Raw genomic sequence first — 24,242 nt, forward strand, 5'->3', positions numbered from 1 at the left:
CATTGAAGAAGACGATAAGAAGCAGCCCGAAATTGGGTCTGTAGCTCAGTTGGTTAGAGCGCACCCCTGATAAGGGTGAGGTCGGCAGTTCGAATCTGCCCAGACCCACCAATTTTGTGTGGGAAACGCCTGTAGAAATACGGGGCCATAGCTCAGCTGGGAGAGCGCCTGCCTTGCACGCAGGAGGTCAACGGTTCGATCCCGTTTGGCTCCACCACTACTGCTTCTGTTGTATGAAAGCTTAGAAATGAGCATTCCATTGTGATGATGGTGAATGTTGATTTCTAGTCTTTGATTAGATCGTTCTTTAAAAATTTGGGTATGTGATAGAAAGATAGACTGAACGTTACTTTCACTGGTAACGGATCAGGCTAAGGTAAAATTTGTGAGTTCTCTTAACTGAGAAATTCGAATTTTCGGCGAATGTTGTCTTCACAGTATAACCAGATTGCTTGGGGTTATATGGTCAAGTGAAGAAGCGCATACGGTGGATGCCTTGGCAGTCAGAGGCGATGAAAGACGTGGTAGCCTGCGAAAAGCTTCGGGGAGTCGGCAAACAGACTTTGATCCGGAGATGTCTGAATGGGGGAACCCAGCCATCATAAGATGGTTATCTTACGCTGAATACATAGGCGTAAGAGGCGAACCAGGGGAACTGAAACATCTAAGTACCCTGAGGAAAAGAAATCAACCGAGATTCCCTTAGTAGTGGCGAGCGAACGGGGACTAGCCCTTAAGTGGCTTTGAGATTAGCGGAACGCTCTGGAAAGTGCGGCCATAGTGGGTGATAGCCCTGTACGCGAAAATCTCTTAGTCATGAAATCGAGTAGGACGGAGCACGAGAAACTTTGTCTGAATATGGGGGGACCATCCTCCAAGGCTAAATACTACTGACTGACCGATAGTGAACTAGTACCGTGAGGGAAAGGCGAAAAGAACCCCGGAGAGGGGAGTGAAATAGATCCTGAAACCGTATGCGTACAAGCAGTGGGAGCCCACTTTGTTGGGTGACTGCGTACCTTTTGTATAATGGGTCAGCGACTTATTTTCAGTGGCGAGCTTAACCGAATAGGGGAGGCGTAGCGAAAGCGAGTCTTAATAGGGCGTCTAGTCGCTGGGAATAGACCCGAAACCGGGCGATCTATCCATGGGCAGGTTGAAGGTTGGGTAACACTAACTGGAGGACCGAACCGACTACCGTTGAAAAGTTAGCGGATGACCTGTGGATCGGAGTGAAAGGCTAATCAAGCTCGGAGATAGCTGGTTCTCCTCGAAAGCTATTTAGGTAGCGCCTCATGTATCACTGTAGGGGGTAGAGCACTGTTTCGGCTAGGGGGTCATCCCGACTTACCAAACCGATGCAAACTCCGAATACCTACAAGTGCCGAGCATGGGAGACACACGGCGGGTGCTAACGTCCGTCGTGAAAAGGGAAACAACCCAGACCGTCAGCTAAGGTCCCAAAGTTATGGTTAAGTGGGAAACGATGTGGGAAGGCTTAGACAGCTAGGAGGTTGGCTTAGAAGCAGCCACCCTTTAAAGAAAGCGTAATAGCTCACTAGTCGAGTCGGCCTGCGCGGAAGATGTAACGGGGCTCAAACCATACACCGAAGCTACGGGTATCACGTAAGTGATGCGGTAGAGGAGCGTTCTGTAAGCCTGTGAAGGTGAGTTGAGAAGCTTGCTGGAGGTATCAGAAGTGCGAATGCTGACATGAGTAACGACAATGGGTGTGAAAAACACCCACGCCGAAAGACCAAGGTTTCCTGCGCAACGTTAATCGACGCAGGGTTAGTCGGTCCCTAAGGCGAGGCTGAAAAGCGTAGTCGATGGAAAACAGGTTAATATTCCTGTACTTCTGGTTATTGCGATGGAGGGACGGAGAAGGCTAGGCCAGCTTGGCGTTGGTTGTCCAAGTTTAAGGTGGTAGGCTGAGATCTTAGGTAAATCCGGGATCTTAAGGCCGAGAGCTGATGACGAGTGTTCTTTTAGAACACGAAGTGGTTGATGCCATGCTTCCAAGAAAAGCTTCTAAGCTTCAGGTAACCAGGAACCGTACCCCAAACCGACACAGGTGGTTGGGTAGAGAATACCAAGGCGCTTGAGAGAACTCGGGTGAAGGAACTAGGCAAAATGGCACCGTAACTTCGGGAGAAGGTGCGCCGGTGAGGGTGAAGGACTTGCTCCGTAAGCTCATGCCGGTCGAAGATACCAGGCCGCTGCGACTGTTTATTAAAAACACAGCACTCTGCAAACACGAAAGTGGACGTATAGGGTGTGACGCCTGCCCGGTGCCGGAAGGTTAATTGATGGGGTTAGCTAACGCGAAGCTCTTGATCGAAGCCCCGGTAAACGGCGGCCGTAACTATAACGGTCCTAAGGTAGCGAAATTCCTTGTCGGGTAAGTTCCGACCTGCACGAATGGCGTAACGATGGCGGCGCTGTCTCCACCCGAGACTCAGTGAAATTGAAATCGCTGTGAAGATGCAGTGTATCCGCGGCTAGACGGAAAGACCCCGTGAACCTTTACTATAGCTTTGCACTGGACTTTGAATTTGCTTGTGTAGGATAGGTGGGAGGCTTTGAAGCGTGGACGCCAGTCTGCGTGGAGCCAACCTTGAAATACCACCCTGGCAACTTTGAGGTTCTAACTCAGGTCCGTTATCCGGATCGAGGACAGTGTATGGTGGGTAGTTTGACTGGGGCGGTCTCCTCCTAAAGAGTAACGGAGGAGTACGAAGGTGCGCTCAGACCGGTCGGAAATCGGTCGTAGAGTATAAAGGCAAAAGCGCGCTTGACTGCGAGACAGACACGTCGAGCAGGTACGAAAGTAGGTCTTAGTGATCCGGTGGTTCTGTATGGAAGGGCCATCGCTCAACGGATAAAAGGTACTCCGGGGATAACAGGCTGATACCGCCCAAGAGTTCATATCGACGGCGGTGTTTGGCACCTCGATGTCGGCTCATCACATCCTGGGGCTGAAGCCGGTCCCAAGGGTATGGCTGTTCGCCATTTAAAGTGGTACGCGAGCTGGGTTTAGAACGTCGTGAGACAGTTCGGTCCCTATCTGCCGTGGACGTTTGAGATTTGAGAGGGGCTGCTCCTAGTACGAGAGGACCGGAGTGGACGAACCTCTGGTGTTCCGGTTGTCACGCCAGTGGCATTGCCGGGTAGCTATGTTCGGAATAGATAACCGCTGAAAGCATCTAAGCGGGAAACTAGCCTCAAGATGAGATCTCACTGGAACCTTGAGTTCCCTGAAGGGCCGTCGAAGACTACGACGTTGATAGGTTGGGTGTGTAAGCGCTGTGAGGCGTTGAGCTAACCAATACTAATTGCCCGTGAGGCTTGACCATATAACACCCAAGCAATTTGAGTACTCGAAAGAGCATCAGATTGCGGTGTGTGAAGACGAGATGAACCGAAAGTTCGACGCTCACAAAACACCGACAGCTGTCACATACCCAATTTGCTGAAGCGAGGCCATCTGGTCACGACTCAGTACCCGAATTTCTTGACGACCATAGAGCATTGGAACCACCTGATCCCATCCCGAACTCAGTAGTGAAACGATGCATCGCCGATGGTAGTGTGGGGTTTCCCCATGTGAGAGTAGGTCATCGTCAAGATTAAATTCCGAAACCCCATTTGCGAAAGCAGATGGGGTTTTGTTTTGGGCGTTGGAAAGTCTAATGATGCCTCTGCTGCCATTCTCAGTGCCAGTGTTCGGCCTTTCTATGCAATGACTCTGCGCATGGCTATCATGCGTGCCTCTTTGTGAGGCGATACTTGCATGCTGACGTTGTTGAAACTTCTAAAAGATGGTCGATTCCACTCGGGAGAATCGCTTGGCGCTGCCTTGGGGATTAGTCGCAGTGCTGTCTGGAAGCAGCTGCAGAATCTTGAGGCGGAGCTGAATTTACCCATCCATAAGGTCCGCGGCCGCGGATACCAGTTGGCCTCGCCGCTGGTGTTCCTGAATGCTGAAGAGATCGTGCTGAATACGGCTCCTCTGTCATGGGCAGTTCAGGTTTTCGATTCAATCGACTCTACCAGCGCCGAGGCCCTTCGCCTTGTCAATGCGGGTATGGAACCCCCATTTATCGTGCTGTCGGAGCAGCAGACAGCGGGTAGAGGCAGGCGCGGCCGCAAGTGGGTGAGCCCATTTGCGCAGAACATCTATTACAGCCTCGTGTTGCGCATCGAAGGTGGGTTGCGGCAACTGGAGGGGTTGAGCCTAGTTGTCGGGTTAGCTGTAATGCATGCCTTGCGAGAATCGGGGGTGCAAGGTGCTGCCCTGAAATGGCCGAACGACGTTCTAGTCGGGCAGAAGAAAATTGCCGGTATCTTGCTGGAGTTGGTGGGCGATCCCGCTGACATCTGTCACGTTGTCTTGGGCATTGGTATCAATGTCAACATGCAGAAGGCCGACGATGTTGATCAGGAATGGACATCGGTGCAATTGCAGACGGGTGTTTCCATTAATCGTAATCACTTGGCCGCGCAACTGAGTCGTCATCTAAACAGCTACCTCGAGCGACACAGGGCCTCCGGCTTTTCGGAGCTTCAGGAGGAGTGGGAGCTGAATCACCTGTGGCAAGGTAAGGCGGTGTCTCTTATTGCCGGTATCAACCACATAGATGGTGTTGTTTTGGGAGTGGATCGTCAGGGTGCTTTGCGTCTGGATGTTGATGGTGTCGAAAAAATATACAGTGGCGGTGAGTTAAGCCTGAGGTTGCGTGATGATTCTTGAGCTCGACTGTGGGAATAGCTTTATCAAGTGGCGCGTGATCAGTTCGGGTAGCGCGAGTGCCTGTGCGGAGGGCATTGTAAGCTCAGATAGCGCACTGATTGACAGTCTGTTGGCCCTTCCGGGCCTGCTCCTTACGCGCTGCCGGCTTGTGAGCGTCCGCGCGTTAGAGGAAACCAACAAGTTGGTCGCGACGTTGGAGCAGGCATTTGGAGTTGTTGTGTGCTGTGTGGCTTCCTCCAGGGAGATGGCCGGGGTGCGCAATGGCTACGAAGATTACGAGCGTCTTGGGCTTGATCGCTGGCTGGCGGTGCTTGGCGGATATAGGCTGGCTACGGGCGCATGCCTTGTACTCGATTTCGGAACCGCCGCAACTGCAGATTTCGTTACGGCCGATGGCGAGCACTTGGGCGGATTCATTTGTCCTGGCATGCCGCTGATGCGCAACCAGTTACGCACCCATACCCGCAAGATACGTTACGACGATGCGGCGGCCGAAAAAGCCCTTGAATGTCTTCATCCTGGTCGAACAACCGTCGAGGCTGTCGAGCGCGGGTGTACTCTGATGCTCCGAGGGTTTGTGCTGACCCAGCTTGAGCTGGCCCGTCACTATTGGGGGGATGACTTTACGGTCTTCCTGACGGGTGGGGATGCGAATCTGGTAGCTGACGCGGTTCCACAAGCCCGGTTGGTTCCTGACCTTGTATTCGTCGGGTTGGCAATGGCATGCCCTTTATCTTGAGGTGATTATGCGTTGGCTGTTTTTGCTTTTGCTCGTTCTCAACATTTTTTATTACATATGGCATCAGCAAGAGGCGCCGCTGCGTGCCAAGGACGTCACTCCGCTGAGTTTGTATCGGGGCACCCAGCAGGAAATTCGCCTTTTGAGCGAGTCGGCTGATGCTACTACGCGCGCGGATAGAGCAAAACTGCCAGAAGTGCAAAATACATGTATGTACATCGGTGGTTTCACTGACAAGCGTCAGGCACAGGCCCTTGAGCAGCGACTGATCAGTCTGGATATAAAGGTCAGGATTCAACTGCTAAGTACGACTGATGCTTCGGGTTACTGGCTTAGAATCGCCCCCGAAAGTCGGCGCCTGGCTAACGATCTACCCTTTGAAAACCTTGCTAAGGAATTCAACGAGTTAAAACATAAAATAATGCTGTGCGAAGGCATTGCAACTCGCGAATAGTTTGCATAGAATGGCGCCCGCTTCGCAGTGAAGAGCTTTTAAGAGCTTCAGTGCGAAACACGTCAACGCAGCTAACCTCATATTTTTAAATGAGAAAATGCTTGACAGAAGGCCGGCCTAATGTAAAATGCCGGCTCGCTTAGGAGGGGTTCCCGAGCGGCCAAAGGGATCAGACTGTAAATCTGACGTCTACGACTTCGAAGGTTCGAATCCTTCCCCCTCCACCATTTTTAGCGTGAGCTGCAAGCTCCGCGGGTATAGTTTAGTGGTAGAACCTCAGCCTTCCAAGCTGATGATGCGGGTTCGATTCCCGCTACCCGCTCCAGATTTGCAGGTTGTGCAAGGTGTTTTGCTCTTGTAGCTCAGTTGGTAGAGCACACCCTTGGTAAGGGTGAGGTCAGCGGTTCAAATCCGCTCAAGAGCTCCATATAACAAGGCAGATATGAAAATATCTGCCTTTGTTTTAACGGCTGCCTCGGCTTGGTTGTGTTGCTTCTGGCTTTAAAGGCTGGGTGGATTCAAGTCTCGTGGGGTTGGTTGTTGTAAAGTCTTTTTCAGGCCTGCATAATGGTCGGCCTGATTTTGTTTTAGGTCAGTAGCTCAATTGGCAGAGCGACGGTCTCCAAAACCGTAGGTTGGGGGTTCGATTCCCTCCTGACCTGCCAGATTCACGTAATGTGTCTGGCTTTCTTTTCACAGGATCTTCATAGATGACTCCTAAGGCTGAAGCTCAAAGCTCTCGTTTCGATCTGGTCAAGTGGCTTGTTGTTGTCGCTTTGGTGGTCGTAGGCGTTGTTGGCAATCAGTACTATTCTGCTTCGCCGATCCTGTACCGCGTACTCGCTTTGCTCGCCCTGGCTGCTGTAGCTGCATTTGTCGGTCTGCAGACCGCAAAGGGTAAGTCTTTCGCAGTATTGGTGAAGGAAGCTCGCACAGAAATTCGTAAAGTCGTTTGGCCGACTCGCCAAGAAACCACGCAGACCACATTGATTGTCGTGGCTGTTGTTCTGGTTATGGCGTTGCTGTTGTGGGGGCTTGATTCCCTGCTCGGTTGGCTTGTTTCCTTGATTGTTGGCTAAGGGTGTCCCGTGGCTAAGCGTTGGTACGTTGTGCATGCTTATTCGGGTTACGAGAAGCATGTGATGCGCTCTTTGCTGGAGCGCGTAAAGCTCGCAGGCATGGAAGATGGCTTTGGCGAAATTCTCGTTCCCACTGAAGAAGTGGTTGAAATGCGGAATGGTCAGAAGCGCAAGAGTGAGCGCAAGTTCTTCCCTGGCTACGTGCTGGTTCAGATGGACATGAATGAAGGTACTTGGCACTTGGTCAAGGACACTCCTCGTGTGATGGGCTTCATTGGCGGTACTGCTGATAAGCCTGCTCCGATCACCGACAAAGAGGCGGAAGCGATTCTGCGTCGTGTTGCTGATGGCAGCGACAAGCCCAAGCCGAAGACATTGTTCGAGCCGGGTGAGGTTGTTCGTGTCACAGATGGTCCGTTCGCTGATTTCAACGGTACTGTCGAAGAAGTTAACTACGAAAAGAGTCGTGTCCAGGTGGCAGTGCTCATTTTCGGTCGCTCCACTCCAGTGGAGTTGGAGTTCAGCCAGGTCGAAAAGGTCTAGCTGGCAAAGCATCCCAACCCCGCAGCCTTAGGCTGTGGGGTTTTGTCGTCACTGGGATAAACGCGCAAGTAACCGGGGAGCCTTTCGAGGCGTTCGAACCCGTAATTGGAGTGCCTCATGGCCAAGAAGATTACCGCTTACATCAAGCTGCAAGTGAAGGCCGCTCAGGCCAACCCTAGTCCACCCGTCGGCCCAGCTCTGGGTCAGCACGGCGTGAACATCATGGAATTCTGCAAGGCTTTCAACGCCCGTACTCAGGGTCTTGAGCCAGGTCTGCCGACTCCAGTGATCATTACTGTATACAGCGACCGTAGCTTCACTTTCGAAACCAAGTCGACCCCGGCTTCGGTTCTGTTGAAGAAAGCTGCTGGTCTGACTAGCGGTTCCGCTCGTCCTAACACCGTTAAGGTTGGCACTGTTACCCGTGCTCAGCTGGAAGAAATCGCGAAAACCAAAAACGCGGATCTGACTGCAGCTGATATGGATGCAGCCGTGCGTACCATCGCCGGTTCTGCTCGTAGCATGGGCCTTAACGTGGAGGGTGTGTAATGGCTAAGCTGACCAAGCGCCAAAAGGCTATCGCCGGCAAAATCGAAGCAGGCAAGGCCTACAACTTTGTAGACGCTGCTGCCCTGCTGACCGAGCTGTCGACTGTCAAGTTCAGCGAGTCGGTTGACGTTGCTGTAAACCTGGGTGTTGACCCGCGTAAATCCGACCAGGTCGTTCGTAGCGCTACTGTGCTGCCACACGGTACTGGCAAGACTGTACGTGTAGCTGTCTTCACCCAAGGCCCGGCAGCTGAAGCTGCTCTGGCCGCCGGCGCAGATCGCGTTGGCATGGACGACCTGGCTGCCGAAATGAAAGGCGGCGACCTGAACTACGACGTAGTTATTGCTTCCCCGGATGCAATGCGTGTTGTAGGTCAGTTGGGTCAGATCCTGGGTCCACGCGGCCTGATGCCTAACCCTAAAGTCGGCACCGTAACTCCAGACGTAGCCACCGCTGTTAAAAACGCCAAGGCTGGTCAGGTTCGTTATCGCACCGACAAAAACGGCATCATTCACACCTCCGTTGGCAAAGTCGGCTTTGACGCCGTCAAGCTGAAGGAAAACGTTGAAGCGCTGATCGCTGATCTCAAGCGTATCAAGCCAGCTTCCTCGAAAGGCATCTACGTCAAGCGCGTCACCCTGAGCACCACTATGGGCCCAGGTCTGGTCATCGACCAAGGCTCGCTGGACGTATAAGACACAGGTTGGCGCAAGTGATTGCGCCAATTGAAAGATTGGGGTCCCTGCCTGGCGGGGGCTATCCAAGACCGTAGGCGACGCAAGTCTTAAACCAACAAGCCTACGCAGATGGTGCTCCCGGTTCCTTACCGAATCAGACACCAAAACGACATCCGGCTCCGGCCAGATGAAACGGTAACAAGCAGGAGTTAAACCCGTGGCAATTAATCTCGAAGACAAGAAGGCCATCGTCGCTGAAGTCAACGAGGCTGCCAAAGCTGCTCTGTCCGCTGTCGTGGCTGATGCCCGTGGTGTGACAGTAGGCGCTATGACCGGACTCCGTAAAGAGGCTCGTGAAGCTGGCGTATACGTACGTGTTGTACGTAACACCCTGCTCAAGCGCGCCGTTGCTGACACTGAATACAGTGTTCTCAACGACGTGTTCACCGGCCCGACTCTGATCGCGTTCTCCAAGGACCATCCAGGCGCTGCTGCCCGTTTGTTCAAGGAATTCGCCAAGAGTCAGGATAAGTTCGAGATCAAGGCAGCTGCGTTCGAGGGCAAGTTCCTCGCAGCTAACCAAATCGACGTACTGGCAACACTGCCGACCCGCGACGAAGCCATTTCGCAGCTGATGAGCGTGATTCAAGGCGCTACCAGCAAGCTGGCTCGTACCCTGGCTGCAGTTCGCGAGCAAAAAGAAGCTGCCGCAGCCTAAGGCTGAGTCACTTCTCTCGCGTATTTTTGTTTATTTCGATGGCCGCGTAGGCCGTCCCCCAATTCAGGAAATACAGCAATGTCTATCTCCCAAGACGATATCCTCAACGCCGTAGCTGAAATGTCGGTTCTGCAGGTTGTTGAGCTGATCAAAGCTTTCGAAGAAAAATTCGGCGTTTCCGCTGCCGCTGCTTCCGCCGGTCCAGCTGCTGCTGCTGCCGTTGTTGAAGAGCAAACCGAATTCAACGTCATGCTGCTGGAAGCTGGCGAGAAGAAAGTAAACGTGATCAAGGCAGTACGTGAACTGACCGGTCTGGGCCTGAAAGAAGCCAAGGCTGTAGTTGACGGCGCTCCTGCCATGGTTCTGGAAGCAGTGACCAAAGATGCCGGCGACAAAGCCAAGGCAACTCTGGAAGAAGCAGGCGCTAAAGTCGAGCTGAAGTAAGCATCGACCTTGCGTCTCCAGCCCAAGCGTCAAGCTTAAGGCTGATGGCTGGTGGCTCTTGCCACCGGCCTTTTTCCGTTCTTGGCTGTCGACTCGGTCGCCGCCATTAACGCGCTGTAGCCACCCGAAGCGGTGGTGCAAACCATGGGGTTTGCAAGATTTTCTGGCTGCTCCCGTCGGAGGGGCCAAACAAGCAGGTGACCAAGCTGGGGAACGCTGATGGCTTACTCATATACTGAGAAAAAACGTATCCGCAAGGACTTTAGCAAGTTGCCGGACGTCATGGATGTCCCGTACCTTCTGGCTATCCAGCTGGATTCGTATCGTGAATTCTTGCAGGCGGGAGCGACCAAAGATCAGTTCCGCGACGTGGGCCTGCATGCGGCCTTCAAATCCGTTTTCCCGATCATCAGCTACTCCGGCAATGCTGCGCTGGAGTACGTCGGTTATCGCCTGGGCGAACCGGCATTTGATGTCAAAGAATGCGTGTTGCGTGGCGTAACGTACGCCGTACCTTTGCGGGTAAAAGTCCGTCTGATCATTTTCGACAAAGAGTCGTCGAACAAAGCGATCAAGGACATCAAAGAGCAAGAAGTCTACATGGGCGAAATCCCATTGATGACCGAGAACGGTACCTTCGTTATCAACGGTACCGAGCGCGTAATCGTTTCCCAGCTGCACCGTTCCCCGGGCGTGTTCTTTGACCACGACCGCGGTAAGACGCACAGCTCCGGCAAACTCCTGTACTCCGCGCGGATCATTCCGTACCGCGGTTCGTGGTTGGACTTCGAGTTCGACCCGAAAGACTGCGTGTTCGTGCGTATCGACCGTCGTCGCAAGCTGCCGGCCTCGGTACTGCTGCGCGCGCTCGGCTACACCACCGAACAGGTACTGGACGCTTTCTATACCACCAACGTATTCAGCCTGAAGGATGAAACCCTCAGCCTGGAACTGGTGCCTTCGCGCCTGCGTGGTGAGATTGCCGTTCTGGATATCCAGGACGAGAAGGGCAAGGTCATTGTTGAGGCTGGCCGTCGTATTACTGCGCGCCACATCAACCAGATCGAAAAAGCCGGTATTACCTCTCTGGACGTGCCTCTTGACTACGTCCTGGGTCGCACTACCGCCAAGGTTATTGTTCACCCGGCTACAGGCGAAATCCTGGCTGAGTGCAACACCGAGCTGAACACCGAGATCCTGGCAAAAATCGCCAAGGCCCAGGTTGTTCGCATCGAGACCCTGTACACCAACGACATCGACTGCGGTCCTTTCGTCTCCGACACCCTGAAGATCGACTCCACCAGCAACCAATTGGAAGCGCTGGTCGAGATCTATCGCATGATGCGTCCTGGCGAGCCACCTACCAAAGACGCTGCCGAGACCCTGTTCAACAACCTGTTCTTCAGTCCTGAGCGCTATGACCTGTCTGCGGTCGGCCGGATGAAGTTCAACCGTCGTATCGGGCGTACCGAGATCGAAGGTTCGGGCGTGTTGTGCAAGGAAGACATCGTTGCCGTATTGAAGACCCTGGTCGACATCCGTAACGGCAAAGGCATTGTCGATGACATCGACCACCTGGGTAACCGTCGTGTTCGCTGTGTCGGCGAAATGGCCGAAAACCAGTTCCGCGTTGGCCTGGTACGTGTTGAGCGTGCGGTCAAAGAGCGTCTGTCGATGGCCGAAAGCGAAGGCCTGATGCCGCAAGACCTGATCAACGCCAAGCCAGTGGCTGCAGCGGTGAAAGAGTTCTTCGGTTCCAGCCAGCTCTCGCAGTTCATGGACCAGAACAATCCGCTTTCCGAGATCACCCACAAACGCCGTGTTTCTGCACTGGGCCCGGGCGGTCTGACCCGTGAGCGTGCAGGCTTTGAAGTGCGTGACGTTCACCCGACGCACTACGGTCGTGTTTGCCCGATCGAAACGCCGGAAGGCCCGAACATCGGTCTGATCAACTCGCTGGCCGCTTATGCGCGCACCAACCAGTACGGCTTCCTCGAGAGCCCGTACCGTGTGGTGAAAGACGCTCTGGTCACCGACGAGATCGTGTTCCTGTCCGCCATCGAAGAAGCTGATCACGTGATCGCTCAGGCTTCGGCCACGATGAACGACAAGAAAGTCCTGACCGACGAGCTGGTAGCGGTTCGTCACTTGAACGAGTTCACCGTTAAGGCGCCGGAAGACGTCACCTTGATGGACGTTTCGCCCAAGCAGGTAGTTTCTGTTGCAGCGTCGCTGATCCCGTTCCTGGAACACGATGACGCCAACCGTGCGTTGATGGGTTCCAACATGCAGCGTCAGGCTGTACCGACTCTGCGTGCTGACAAGCCGCTGGTAGGTACCGGCATGGAGCGTAACGTAGCGCGTGACTCCGGCGTTTGCGTCGTGGCTCGTCGTGGCGGCGTGATCGACTCTGTTGATGCCAGCCGTATCGTGGTTCGTGTTGCCGATGACGAAGTTGAAACTGGCGAAGCCGGTGTCGACATCTACAACCTGACCAAATACACCCGCTCGAACCAGAACACCTGCATCAACCAGCGTCCGCTGGTGCGCAAAGGTGATCGCGTTCAGCGCAGCGACATCATGGCCGACGGCCCGTCCACCGACATGGGTGAACTGGCACTGGGTCAGAACATGCGCATCGCGTTCATGGCATGGAACGGCTTCAACTTCGAAGACTCCATCTGCCTGTCCGAGCGTGTTGTTCAGGAAGACCGCTTCACCACGATCCACATTCAGGAACTGACCTGTGTGGCGCGTGACACCAAGCTTGGCCCAGAGGAAATCACTGCAGACATCCCGAACGTGGGTGAAGCTGCACTGAATAAACTGGACGAAGCCGGTATCGTTTACGTAGGTGCTGAAGTTGGCGCAGGCGACATTCTGGTGGGTAAGGTCACTCCGAAAGGCGAGACCCAACTGACACCGGAAGAGAAGCTGTTGCGTGCCATTTTCGGTGAAAAAGCCAGCGACGTTAAAGACACTTCCCTGCGTGTACCTACCGGTACCAAGGGCACCGTCATCGACGTACAGGTCTTCACCCGTGACGGCGTTGAGCGTGATGCTCGTGCACTGTCCATCGAGAAGACTCAACTCGACGAGATCCGCAAGGATCTGAACGAAGAGTTCCGTATCGTTGAAGGCGCGACTTTCGAACGTCTGCGTTCCGCTCTGGTAGGCCACAAGGCCGAAGGCGGCGCAGGTCTGAAGAAAGGTCAGGACATCACCGACGAAGTACTCGACGGTCTTGAGCACGGCCAGTGGTTCAAACTGCGCATGGCTGAAGATGCTCTGAACGAGCAGCTCGAGAAGGCCCAGGCCTACATCGTTGATCGTCGTCGTCTGCTGGACGACAAGTTCGAAGACAAGAAGCGCAAACTGCAGCAGGGCGATGACCTGGCTCCAGGCGTGCTGAAAATCGTCAAGGTTTACCTGGCAATCCGTCGCCGCATCCAGCCGGGCGACAAGATGGCTGGTCGTCACGGTAACAAGGGTGTGGTCTCGGTGATCATGCCGGTTGAAGACATGCCGCACGATGCCAATGGCACCCCGGTCGACGTCGTCCTCAACCCGTTGGGCGTACCTTCGCGTATGAACGTTGGTCAGATCCTTGAAACCCACCTGGGCCTCGCGGCCAAAGGTCTGGGCGAGAAGATCAACCGTATGATCGAAGAGCAGCGCAAGGTCGCAGACCTGCGCAAGTTCCTGCATGAGATCTACAACGAGATCGGCGGTCGCAACGAAGAGCTGGACACCTTCTCCGACCAGGAAATCCTGGATCTGGCGAAGAACCTGCGCGGCGGCGTTCCAATGGCTACCCCGGTGTTCGACGGTGCCAAGGAAAGCGAAATCAAGGCCATGCTGAAACTGGCTGACCTGCCGGAAAGCGGCCAGATGCAGCTGTTCGACGGCCGTACCGGCAACAAGTTTGAGCGCCCGGTTACTGTTGGCTACATGTACATGCTGAAGCTGAACCACTTGGTAGACGATAAGATGCACGCTCGTTCTACCGGTTCTTACAGCCTGGTTACCCAGCAGCCGCTGGGTGGTAAGGCTCAGTTCGGTGGTCAGCGTTTCGGGGAGATGGAGGTCTGGGCACTGGAAGCATACGGTGCCGCATACACTCTGCAAGAAATGCTCACAGTGAAGTCGGACGATGTGAACGGTCGTACCAAGATGTACAAAAACATCGTGGACGGCGATCACCGTATGGAGCCGGGCATGCCCGAGTCTTTCAACGTGTTGATCAAAGAAATTCGTTCCCTCGGCATCGATATCGATCTGGAAACCGAATAACACGTGACGCGAATCGAGAGCGTGGCAGCGATGCCCGCTCTCTGCTCCGCCAGGAGGAAAGGCCTTGAAAGACCTACTGAATTTGCTGAAAAACCAGGGTCAAGTCGAAGAGTTCGACGCCATCCGTATTGGATTGGCATCGCCTGAGATGATCCGTTCGTGGTCGTTCGGTGAAGTTAAAAAGCCGGAAACCATTAACTACCGTACGTTCAAACCTGAGCGTGACGGCCTGTTCTGCGCCAAGATCTTTGGCCCGGTAAAGGATTACGAGTGCCTGTGCGGTAAGTACAAGCGCTTGAAGCACCGTGGTGTGATCTGCGAGAAGTGCGGCGTTGAAGTCGCGCTGGCCAAAGTTCGTCGTGAGCGCATGGCGCACATCGAACTGGCTTCGCCGGTTGCCCACATCTGGTTCCTGAAATCGCTGCCGTCCCGTATCGGCTTGCTGATGGACATGACCCTGCGTGATATCGAACGCGTTCTCTACTTCGAGAGCTATGTCGTTATCGATCCAGGCATGACCACCCTTGAAAAGGGTCAGCTGCTGAACGACGAGCAGTACTTCGAAGCGCTGGAAGAATTCGGTGACGATTTCGATGCCCGCATGGGTGCCGAAGCTGTCCGTGAACTGCTGCACGCTATCGACCTGGAACACGAGATTGGCCGTCTGCGTGAAGAGATTCCGCAAACCAACTCCGAAACCAAGATCAAGAAACTGTCCAAGCGTCTGAAGTTGATGGAAGCCTTCCAGGGTTCCGGCAACCTGCCAGAGTGGATGGTGCTGACCGTTCTGCCGGTTCTGCCGCCAGACCTGCGTCCGCTGGTACCGTTGGATGGCGGTCGTTTCGCGACGTCCGACCTCAATGACCTGTACCGCCGCGTGATCAACCGTAACAATCGCTTGAAGCGCCTGCTTGATCTGTCCGCTCCGGACATCATCGTGCGCAACGAAAAGCGTATGTTGCAGGAAGCTGTCGATGCCTTGCTCGACAACGGTCGTCGTGGCCGCGCTATCACCGGTTCGAACAAGCGTCCTTTGAAATCCCTGGCTGACATGATCAAGGGTAAGCAAGGTCGTTTCCGTCAGAACTTGCTCGGTAAGCGTGTTGACTACTCCGGTCGTTCGGTAATTACCGTAGGCCCGACCCTGCGTCTGCACCAGTGCGGTCTGCCCAAAAAGATGGCACTCGAGCTGTTCAAGCCATTCATCTTCGGCAAGCTGGAAATGCGCGGTCTTGCGACCACCATCAAAGCGGCCAAGAAAATGGTCGAGCGTGAACTGCCAGAGGTTTGGGACGTTCTCGCTGAAGTGATCCGCGAACACCCGGTTCTCCTCAACCGTGCACCGACCCTTCACCGTCTGGGTATCCAGGCGTTTGAACCGGTACTGATCGAAGGTAAGGCTATCCAGCTGCACCCTCTGGTCTGTGCTGCGTACAACGCCGACTTCGACGGCGACCAAATGGCCGTGCACGTACCGCTGACACTGGAAGCTCAGTTGGAAGCGCGTGCGTTGATGATGTCGACCAACAACATTCTGTCGCCAGCCAACGGTGAGCCAATCATCGTTCCGTCGCAGGACGTTGTATTGGGTCTGTATTACATGACCCGTGAAGCGATCAACGCCAAGGGCGAAGGTCGTGTCTTCGCGGACCTGCAGGAAGTTGACCGTGTGTTCCGTGCCGGCGAAGCCGCACTGCACGCCAAGGTCAAAGTGCGGATCCACGAAACCGTCAACGACCGTGACGGCGGCAGTGTGAGCAACGTGCGTATCGTCGACACCACTGTTGGCCGTGCGCTGTTGTATCAGGTTGTGCCAAAAGGTCTGTCGTACGACGTCGTCAACCTGCCGATGAAGAAAAAGGCGATCTCCAAGCTGATCAACCAGTGCTACCGCGTGGTTGGTCTGAAAGAGACCGTGATCTTTGCTGACCAGTTGATGTACACAGGTTTTGCTTATTCGACCATCTCCGGCGTTTCCATCGGTGTTAACGACTTCGTTATCCCGGATGAAAAAGCCCGCATCATCAGTGCCGCCACCGATGAAGTGAAAGAGATCGAAAGCCAGTACGCCTCCGGCCTGGTAACCCAGGGCGAGAAGTACAACAAGGTGATCGACCTTTGGTCCAAGGCCAACGACGAAGTGTCCAAGGCAATGATGGCCAACCTCTCGAAAGAGAAAGTCATCGACCGCCATGGCGACGAAGTTGACCAGGAGTCCTTCAACTCCATGTACATGATGGCCGACTCGGGCGCACGGGGTTCTGCTGCGCAGATCCGTCAGCTCGCCGGTATGCGTGGCCTGATGGCCAAGCCGGACGGCTCCATCATTGAAACGCCGATTACTGCGAACTTCCGTGAAGGTTTGAGCGTACTTCAGTACTTCATCTCCACTCACGGTGCTCGTAAAGGTTTGGCGGATACCGCGTTGAAGACGGCTAACTCCGGTTACCTGACTCGTCGTCTGGTAGACGTTGCACAGGATCTGGTTGTTACCGAGATCGACTGCGGCACCGAGCACGGCTTGCTGATGACGCCGCACATTGAAGGCGGCGACGTTGTAGAGCCGCTGGGTGAGCGCGTACTGGGTCGAGTCATTGCTCGTGACGTGTTCAAGCCGGGTACCGAGGAAGTTATCGTTCCTGCTGGCACCCTGGTTGACGAGAAGTGGGTCGAGTTCATCGAGCTCAACAGCATCGACGAAGTGATCGTTCGCTCGCCGATCAGTTGCGAAACCCGCTACGGCATTTGCGCCAAGTGCTACGGCCGTGATTTGGCTCGTGGTCACCAGGTGAACATCGGTGAAGCGGTCGGCGTTATCGCTGCCCAGTCCATCGGTGAGCCGGGTACCCAGCTGACCATGCGTACGTTCCACATCGGTGGTGCGGCGAGCCGGACCTCCGCAGCCGACAGCGTTCAGGTGAAGAATGGCGGTACTGTCCGTCTGCACAACCTGAAACACGTTGAACGAGTGGATGGCCACCTGGTTGCTGTGTCCCGTTCCGGTGAGCTGGCAATCGCTGATGACTACGGTCGTGAGCGTGAGCGTTACAAGCTGCCGTACGGTGCTGTGATTTCGGTTAAAGAAGGTGACAAGGTCGACGCTGGCGCAATCGTGGCCAAGTGGGATCCGCACACTCACCCAATCGTTACCGAAATGAAAGGTACCGTGACCTACGTGGGCATGGAAGAAGGCATCACGATCAAGCGTCAGACCGACGAATTGACCGGTATGACCAACATTGAAGTACTCGATGCGAAAGATCGTCCAGCTGCCGGTAAAGACATCCGTCCTGCCGTGAAGATGGTCGACGACAACGGCAAGGACTTGTTGCTGCCAGGCACTGACGTAATCGCTCAGTACTTCCTGCCAGCCAACGCCCTGGTCGGTGTGGCGGATGGTGCGAAGATCGCGATCGGTGATGTTATCGCGCGTATCCCGCAGGAAACTTCGAAGACCCGCGACATCACCGGTGGTCTGCCGCGTGTTGCCGACTTGTTCGAAGCGCGTCGTCCGAAGGAAGCGTCGATTCTGGCTGAAGTCAGCGGCACCATCGCGTTCGGTAAAGAGACCAAGGGCAAACGCCGTCTGGTCATTACCCCGAACGACGGTACCGATCCGTACGAAGAGCTGATTCCGAAGTGGCGTCACCTGAACGTCTTCGAAGGCGAACAGGTAAACCGCGGCGAAGTTATCTCCGACGGCCCGAGCGATCCACACGACATCCTGCGTCTGCTGGGTGTGAGTGCGCTGGCCAAGTACATCGTCAACGAGATCCAGGACGTTTACCGCCTGCAGGGCGTGAAGATCAACGACAAGCACATCGAGACCATCCTGCGTCAGATGCTGCGTAAAGTTGAAATCGCTGAATCCGGCGATTCCAGTTTCATCAAGGGCGACCAGATGGAACTGACTCACGTACTGGTAGAGAACGAGCGTCTGGGCGCGGATGACAAGTTTGTTTCCAAGTTCACTCGCGTGCTGCTGGGTATCACCAAGGCGTCGTTGTCCACTGAGTCGTTCATCTCGGCGGCCTCCTTCCAGGAGACCACTCGCGTACTGACCGAAGCAGCGGTAACCGGCAAGCGCGATTACCTGCGTGGCCTGAAAGAAAACGTGGTCGTGGGTCGTCTGATCCCGGCTGGTACCGGTTTGGCTTACCACAGCGAGCGCAAGCGCCGCCGTGATGCTGACAAGCCGCTGCGCGTAAGCGCCAGTGAAGTGGAAGCTGCACTGACCGAAGCGCTGAACTCAAGCGGTAACTGAGTTCTGCGATAGATGAGACTGGGCCCTGGCAGCCCCATTCGTCGGATCGAGGCATTTATGCCCCAATTCGACGGGCGGGGAGGTCGGGGCCTTGCCTTGACTGGGGGCAAGATCCTCTTTAGACTCTTGTACCCCTAAATTTGGCGGGAATTCGTTCCTGCCATTTTGCTTTTCTTGCAAGACAATAGCGTCGCAAGACAACAGTGGAGCTAGTAGATGGCAACTATCAACCAGCTGGTACGTCAGCCGCGTAAGCGTATCGTCGAGAAATCCGACGTGCCTGCGCTGCAGAACTGCCCGCAACGTCGTGGCGTATGCACCCGTGTGTATACCACCACGCCGAAAAAACCTAACTCGGCACTGCGTAAAGTATGCCGTGTGCGCCTGACCAACGGTTTCGAGGTTTCCTCGTACATCGGCGGTGAAGGTCACAACCTGCAAGAGCACAGCGTGGTACTGATCCGCGGCGGTCGTGTAAAAGACTTGCCAGGTGTTCGTTACCACACCGTACGCGGCTCCCTGGATACTTCCGGCGTTAAAGGCCGTAATCAGGGTCGTTCGAAGTACGGTACCAAGAAGCCTAAGTAGTAGTCGCTTCTTGTAAAACTGAATCATCTTATTTTCTGAGTCGATAAGAGTAAGGTCGGAGGCGCCCCGAAAGGGCACTGATTCCGAACGAACCTGAAGACCGTTTGAGGGCTTATCCATGCCAAGAAGACGCGTAGCAGCCAAGCGCGAAGTGCTTGACGATCCAAAATACGGAAGCCAAATTCTGGCCAAGTTCATGAACCACGTAATGGAAAGCGGTAAAAAAGCCGTTGCCGAGCGTATCGTTTATGGCGCGCTGGAAAAGGTTAAAGAACGCAAGAACAGCGATCCCCTGGAAATCTTCGAGAAAGCTCTCGACGCCATCGCTCCGCTGGTCGAAGTGAAGTCGCGCCGTGTAGGCGGTGCTACTTACCAGGTTCCGGTCGAAGTTCGTCCGTCCCGTCGTAACGCCCTGGCAATGCGCTGGTTGGTAGACTTCGCCCGCAAGCGCGGCGAGAAGTCTATGGCTCTGCGTTTGGCCGGCGAGCTGTTGGACGCTGCTGAAGGTAAAGGTGCTGCTGTTAAGAAGCGTGAAGACGTGCACCGTATGGCTGAAGCCAACAAAGCTTTCTCGCACTACCGCTTCTAATCTTAGCTTCACTAATTTTGCGAGGGCTTTATGGCTCGTACTACACCGATTAGCCGTTACCGTAACATCGGTATCGTCGCTCACGTGGATGCTGGTAAAACCACCACCACCGAGCGCGTGCTGTTTTACACCGGCAAAAGTCACAAAATGGGCGAGGTGCATGACGGCGCCGCGACCACAGACTGGATGGTTCAGGAGCAGGAGCGTGGTATTACCATTACTTCTGCTGCTATTACCGCCTTCTGGAAAGGTTCCGAGAAGCAGTACAAAGATGAGCACCGCTTCAACGTAATCGATACCCCGGGCCACGTAGACTTCACCATTGAAGTTGAGCGTTCCCTGCGTGTACTCGACGGCGCTGTTGTTGTGTTCTGCGGTACCTCGGGTGTTGAGCCGCAGTCGGAAACCGTATGGCGTCAAGCCAACAAATACGGCGTTCCACGTCTTGTTTATGTAAACAAGATGGACCGTGCTGGTGCCAACTTCCTGCGCGTGATCGGTCAGATCAAGCAGCGTCTGGGTCACACTCCGGTGCCAATCCAGTTGGCTATCGGTTCCGAAGACAACTTCCAGGGCCAGATCGATCTGCTGACCATGGAAGCTGTTTACTGGAACGATGCTGACAAGGGTATGGTTCCTGTTCGTAAGCCTATCCCTGCTGATATGCAGGAGCTGGCTGACGAGTGGCGCAACAACATGGTTGAGGCTGCTGCCGAAGCCAATGAAGAGCTGATGAACAAGTACCTCGAAGGTGAAGAGCTCACCAACGTGGAAATCAAGGCCGCTCTGCGTCAGCGTACTATCGCTGGCGAAATCGTCCTGGCTGTTTGCGGTTCTTCGTTCAAGAACAAGGGCGTTCCCCTGGTTCTCGATGCTGTGATCGACTATCTGCCGGCCCCGGTTGATATTCCAGCCATCAAGGGTACCGACCCGGATGACGAGACTATCGAGCTGGAGCGTCATGCAGACGACGCAGAACCGTTCTCCGCTCTGGCGTTTAAAATTGCCACTGACCCATTCGTGGGTACCTTGACCTTCGTCCGTGTTTACTCGGGCGTGTTGAACTCCGGCGACGGCGTGATCAACTCGGTTAAAGGCAAGAAAGAGCGCGTGGGTCGTATGGTGCAAATGCACGCAAACGCCCGTGAAGAGATCAAGGAAGTACGCGCTGGTGACATCGCGGCCCTGATCGGCATGAAGGACGTCACCACTGGTGAAACCTTGTGCAACGCTGATAAGCCAATCATCCTCGTTCGCATGGACTTCCCGGAGCCGGTTATTTCGGTTGCCGTAGAGCCCAAGACCAAGGATGACCAGGAAAAAATGGGTATCGCTCTGGGCAAGCTTGCTCAGGAAGATCCATCTTTCCGCGTCAAGACTGATGAAGAGACTGGTCAAACGATCATCTCCGGCATGGGCGAGCTTCACCTGGACATCCTGGTTGACCGGATGCGCCGTGAATTCAACGTCGAAGCCAACATCGGTAAGCCTCAGGTTTCCTATCGTGAGCGCATCACGAAGAACTGTGAAATCGAAGGCAAGTTCGTTCGTCAGTCCGGCGGTCGTGGTCAGTTCGGTCACTGCTGGATCCGTTTTGCTCCTGCTGACGAAGGTCAGGAAGGTCTGCAATTCGTGAACGAAGTAGTGGGTGGTGTGGTTCCTAAGGAATACATCCCTGCTATCCAGAAGGGTATCGAAGAGCAGATGAAGAACGGTGTTGTTGCCGGCTATCCGCTGATCGGCCTGAAAGCAACCGTTTTTGACGGTTCTTACCACGACGTCGACTCCAACGAGATGGCGTTCAAGGTGGCTGCTTCCATGGCAACCAAGCAACTGGCCCAGAAGGGCGGTGGTGAGTTGCTTGAGCCAATCATGGCGGTAGAAGTTGTTACACCTGAAGACTATATGGGTGATGTCATGGGCGACCTTAACCGTCGTCGCGGCATGATCTTGGGTATGGAAGACACGGTTTCCGGCAAAGTGATTCGCGCCGAGGTTCCGTTGGGTGAGATGTTCGGTTATGCGACCGACGTTCGCTCCATGTCCCAGGGTCGCGCAAGCTACTCTATGGAATTCAAAAAATACAACACAGCTCCGGCGCACATCGCTGAAACTGTATCCAAAAAACAAGGCTGATTCAGTCCTTTAGGCAAGGAGTTAATTGTCGTGGCTAAAGAAAAATTTGATCGTTCCCTACCGCACGTCAACGTTGGCACTATCGGTCACGTTGACCACGGTAAAACCACTCTGACCGCAGCTCTGACTCGCGTCTGCTCCGAAGTTTTCGGTTCCGCAGTCGTTGATTTCGATAAAATCGACAGCGCTCCAGAAGAAAAAGCTCGTGGTATCACCATCAACACCGCGCACGTAGAGTACAACTCTTCGATTCGTCACTACGCTCACGTTGACTGCCCAGGTCACGCTGACTATGTGAAGAACATGATCACCGGTGCTGCCCAGATGGACGGCGCAATCCTGGTTTGCTCGGCCGCTGATGGTCCGATGCCACAAACCCGTGAGCACATCCTGCTGTCCCGTCAGGTAGGCGTTCCGTACATCGTGGTTTTCCTGAACAAGGCTGACCTGGTAGACGACGCTGAGCTGCTGGAACTGGTTGAGATGGAAGTGCGCGATCTGCTGAGCACTTACGACTTCCCAGGCGACGACACTCCGATTATCATCGGTTCCGCTCGTATGGCTCTGGAAGGCAAAGACGACAACGAAATGGGCACTACCGCTGTTAAGAAGCTGGTAGAGACTCTGGACAGCTACATCCCAGAACCAGTTCGTCTGACCGACAAGCCGTTCCTGATGCCAATCGAAGACGTATTCTCGATCTCCGGTCGCGGTACTGTTGTGACTGGTCGTATCGAGCGCGGTATCGTTCGCGTTCAGGATGCACTGGAAATCGTTGGTCTGCGTGACACCACCAACACCGTCTGCACAGGTGTTGAAATGTTCCGCAAGCTGCTCGACGAAGGTCGTGCTGGCGAGAACTGCGGCGTTCTGCTGCGTGGTACCAAGCGTGACGACGTTGAGCGTGGCCAGGTTCTGGTTAAGCCAGGTTCGGTCAAGCCGCACACCAAGTTCACCGCAGAAGTTTATGTTCTGAGCAAGGAAGAAGGCGGTCGTCACACTCCGTTCTTCAAAGGCTACCGTCCACAGTTCTACTTCCGTACTACTGACGTGACTGGTAACTGCCAGCTGCCAGAAGGCGTTGAAATGGTAATGCCAGGCGATAACATCCAGATGGAAGTTACCCTGATCAAGACCATCGCAATGGAAGACGGTCTGCGCTTCGCGATTCGTGAAGGCGGCCGTACTGTTGGCGCTGGTGTTGTAGCTAAAATCATCGAGTAAGCATCTCTTCTGAGATGGCTTCGGATGTTTGAGAAGGCCCCCGCTCAGCGGGGGCCTTTTTTATTGAGTTGACACCTATCTGGAGCGTCTATAGAATTGCGCCTCCTTTTAACGGGCGTATTGCGCTCGCTGGGAAAAGCAGCCGGAGTCTGAAATCCAATGCAAAATCAGAAAATTCGTATCAGGTTGAAGGCTTTCGACCATCGCCTGATCGACCAATCCACCCAGGAAATCGTGGAAACCGCGAAACGTACTGGGGCTCAGGTGCGTGGTCCTATCCCACTGCCTACTCGTAAAGAGCGGTTCACCGTTCTGGTCTCTCCGCACGTCAACAAAGACGCGCGCGACCAGTACGAGATCCGTACTCATAAGCGCGTACTGGACATCGTCCAGCCAACGGATAAAACCGTTGATGCACTTATGAAGCTAGATCTGGCAGCCGGTGTGGAAGTACAGATCAGCCTCGGCTAAGACTTGGGTCTTAGTCGTGTAACGCTCTGAAATGGGCGGCCATAGCGGGTGAAAGCCCCGTACACTCATGAGGTTTACAACATGACTATTGGTGTAGTCGGTCGTAAATGCGGTATGACCCGTATTTTCACCGAAGAAGGTGTCTCCATTCCGGTCACGGTCATTGAGATCGAGCCGAATCGCGTCACCCAGTTCAAAACTGAAGAAACCGATGGCTATCGTGCAGTGCAAGTCACTGTCGGCGAGCGTCGCGCTTCGCGTGTGACTGCTGCTCAAGCAGGTCACTTCGCTAAAGCAAACGTTGCAGCTGGTCGTACTGTCATGGAGTTCCGTCTTGAAGACGGCGACTACCAGGCTGGCGATCTGATCAACGCTGAAATCTTCGCCGCTGGTCAACTGGTTGATGTAACCGGTCAGTCCAAGGGTAAAGGCTTCCAGGGTACGATCAAGCGTTGGAATTTCCGTGGTCAAGACAACACTCACGGTAACTCCGTTTCCCACCGCGTCCCGGGCTCTATTGGCCAGTGCCAGACTCCTGGTCGTGTATTCAAGGGCAAAAAAATGTCCGGTCATATGGGCGCTGAGCGCGTGACCGTGCAGTCCCTCGAAGTAGTGCGCGTCGACGCTGAACGCAATCTGTTGTTGGTCAAGGGTGCTGTTCCTGGCGCTACTGGCGGCAACCTGGTTGTACGTCCAGCGGCCAAGGCTCGCGGTTAAGGGG

At 54.5% G+C, this 24,242-nt stretch carries 17 protein-coding genes, 6 tRNA genes and 2 rRNA genes; all 25 read left to right on the forward strand.

Going from position 1 to position 24,242, the window contains the following annotated elements; all coding sequences use genetic code 11:
• Positions 1–34: 34 nt before the first annotated feature.
• Positions 35–111: transfer RNA gene (locus tag ACXX81_RS00755), tRNA-Ile, on the forward strand.
• Positions 112–141: 30 nt separating this feature from the next.
• Positions 142–217 (forward strand) — tRNA-Ala (locus ACXX81_RS00760).
• A gap of 247 nt (positions 218–464) precedes the next feature.
• Positions 465–3,356: ribosomal RNA gene (locus ACXX81_RS00765) — 23S ribosomal RNA — on the forward strand.
• Positions 3,357–3,513: 157 nt separating this feature from the next.
• A 5S ribosomal RNA gene (gene rrf / locus ACXX81_RS00770) occupies positions 3,514–3,629 on the forward strand.
• A gap of 164 nt (positions 3,630–3,793) precedes the next feature.
• Positions 3,794–4,753 (forward strand): bifunctional biotin--[acetyl-CoA-carboxylase] ligase/biotin operon repressor BirA, encoded by a 960-nt coding sequence (birA, locus tag ACXX81_RS00775; protein WP_458571074.1) that lies wholly within the window; start codon positions 3,794–3,796, stop codon positions 4,751–4,753.
• Positions 4,743–5,492, forward strand: a complete 750-nt coding sequence (locus tag ACXX81_RS00780; protein ID WP_231423555.1) for a pantothenate kinase — start codon at positions 4,743–4,745, stop codon at positions 5,490–5,492. The genes birA and ACXX81_RS00780 overlap by 11 nt, the downstream gene beginning before the upstream one ends.
• A gap of 7 nt (positions 5,493–5,499) precedes the next feature.
• Positions 5,500–5,946 (forward strand): hypothetical protein, encoded by a 447-nt coding sequence (locus ACXX81_RS00785; RefSeq protein ID WP_458571075.1) that lies wholly within the window; start codon positions 5,500–5,502, stop codon positions 5,944–5,946.
• A 142-nt stretch (positions 5,947–6,088) separates the two neighbouring features.
• Positions 6,089–6,173 (forward strand) — tRNA-Tyr (locus ACXX81_RS00790).
• 24 nt (positions 6,174–6,197) lie between these two features.
• Positions 6,198–6,271: transfer RNA gene (locus tag ACXX81_RS00795), tRNA-Gly, on the forward strand.
• Positions 6,272–6,297: 26 nt separating this feature from the next.
• A tRNA-Thr gene (locus tag ACXX81_RS00800) sits at positions 6,298–6,373 on the forward strand.
• A 162-nt stretch (positions 6,374–6,535) separates the two neighbouring features.
• Positions 6,536–6,611, forward strand: a tRNA-Trp gene (locus tag ACXX81_RS00805).
• A gap of 45 nt (positions 6,612–6,656) precedes the next feature.
• A complete protein-coding gene (secE, locus tag ACXX81_RS00810) occupies positions 6,657–7,025 on the forward strand; it encodes a preprotein translocase subunit SecE (protein WP_003232399.1) in 369 nt (122 codons plus the stop codon).
• A gap of 9 nt (positions 7,026–7,034) precedes the next feature.
• Complete coding sequence (nusG, locus tag ACXX81_RS00815; RefSeq protein ID WP_003232401.1) at positions 7,035–7,568, forward strand: transcription termination/antitermination protein NusG; 534 nt, start codon at positions 7,035–7,037, stop codon at positions 7,566–7,568.
• A 117-nt stretch (positions 7,569–7,685) separates the two neighbouring features.
• A complete protein-coding gene (gene rplK, locus ACXX81_RS00820) occupies positions 7,686–8,117 on the forward strand; it encodes a 50S ribosomal protein L11 (RefSeq protein WP_003176435.1) in 432 nt (143 codons plus the stop codon).
• Complete coding sequence (rplA, locus tag ACXX81_RS00825) at positions 8,117–8,812, forward strand: 50S ribosomal protein L1 (RefSeq protein ID WP_003232403.1); 696 nt, start codon at positions 8,117–8,119, stop codon at positions 8,810–8,812. Before rplK ends, rplA begins: the two co-directional genes overlap by 1 nt.
• A gap of 199 nt (positions 8,813–9,011) precedes the next feature.
• On the forward strand, positions 9,012–9,512 hold the full coding sequence (rplJ, locus tag ACXX81_RS00830; protein WP_003232405.1) for a 50S ribosomal protein L10: 501 nt from the start codon (positions 9,012–9,014) through the stop codon (positions 9,510–9,512).
• Positions 9,513–9,590: 78 nt separating this feature from the next.
• Positions 9,591–9,956 carry a 50S ribosomal protein L7/L12 gene (gene rplL / locus ACXX81_RS00835; RefSeq protein ID WP_053138313.1) on the forward strand — a complete coding sequence of 122 codons (366 nt, stop codon included), beginning with the start codon at positions 9,591–9,593 and terminating at the stop codon, positions 9,954–9,956.
• A 219-nt stretch (positions 9,957–10,175) separates the two neighbouring features.
• Positions 10,176–14,249 (forward strand): DNA-directed RNA polymerase subunit beta, encoded by a 4,074-nt coding sequence (gene rpoB, locus ACXX81_RS00840; protein ID WP_057010369.1) that lies wholly within the window; start codon positions 10,176–10,178, stop codon positions 14,247–14,249.
• 64 nt (positions 14,250–14,313) lie between these two features.
• Positions 14,314–18,513 (forward strand): DNA-directed RNA polymerase subunit beta', encoded by a 4,200-nt coding sequence (gene rpoC, locus ACXX81_RS00845; RefSeq protein WP_209985410.1) that lies wholly within the window; start codon positions 14,314–14,316, stop codon positions 18,511–18,513.
• A 216-nt stretch (positions 18,514–18,729) separates the two neighbouring features.
• The gene (gene rpsL / locus ACXX81_RS00850) at positions 18,730–19,101 is read left to right on the forward strand and encodes a 30S ribosomal protein S12 (protein ID WP_002555494.1); all 372 of its coding nucleotides are present in this window, start codon (positions 18,730–18,732) and stop codon (positions 19,099–19,101) included.
• A 118-nt stretch (positions 19,102–19,219) separates the two neighbouring features.
• The gene (rpsG, locus tag ACXX81_RS00855) at positions 19,220–19,690 is read left to right on the forward strand and encodes a 30S ribosomal protein S7 (RefSeq protein WP_002555493.1); all 471 of its coding nucleotides are present in this window, start codon (positions 19,220–19,222) and stop codon (positions 19,688–19,690) included.
• Positions 19,691–19,720: 30 nt separating this feature from the next.
• Positions 19,721–21,826 (forward strand): elongation factor G, encoded by a 2,106-nt coding sequence (gene fusA, locus ACXX81_RS00860; RefSeq protein WP_003232412.1) that lies wholly within the window; start codon positions 19,721–19,723, stop codon positions 21,824–21,826.
• Positions 21,827–21,856: 30 nt separating this feature from the next.
• Complete coding sequence (tuf, locus tag ACXX81_RS00865; protein ID WP_057010371.1) at positions 21,857–23,050, forward strand: elongation factor Tu; 1,194 nt, start codon at positions 21,857–21,859, stop codon at positions 23,048–23,050.
• A 159-nt stretch (positions 23,051–23,209) separates the two neighbouring features.
• On the forward strand, positions 23,210–23,521 hold the full coding sequence (gene rpsJ / locus ACXX81_RS00870; protein WP_003232414.1) for a 30S ribosomal protein S10: 312 nt from the start codon (positions 23,210–23,212) through the stop codon (positions 23,519–23,521).
• A gap of 81 nt (positions 23,522–23,602) precedes the next feature.
• Entirely contained in the window at positions 23,603–24,238 is a 636-nt protein-coding gene (gene rplC, locus ACXX81_RS00875) for a 50S ribosomal protein L3 (RefSeq protein WP_003194649.1), read from the forward strand.
• Positions 24,239–24,242: the final 4 nt, after the last annotated feature.

The sequence above is a fragment of the Pseudomonas sp. GNP013 genome (assembly GCF_054343995.1).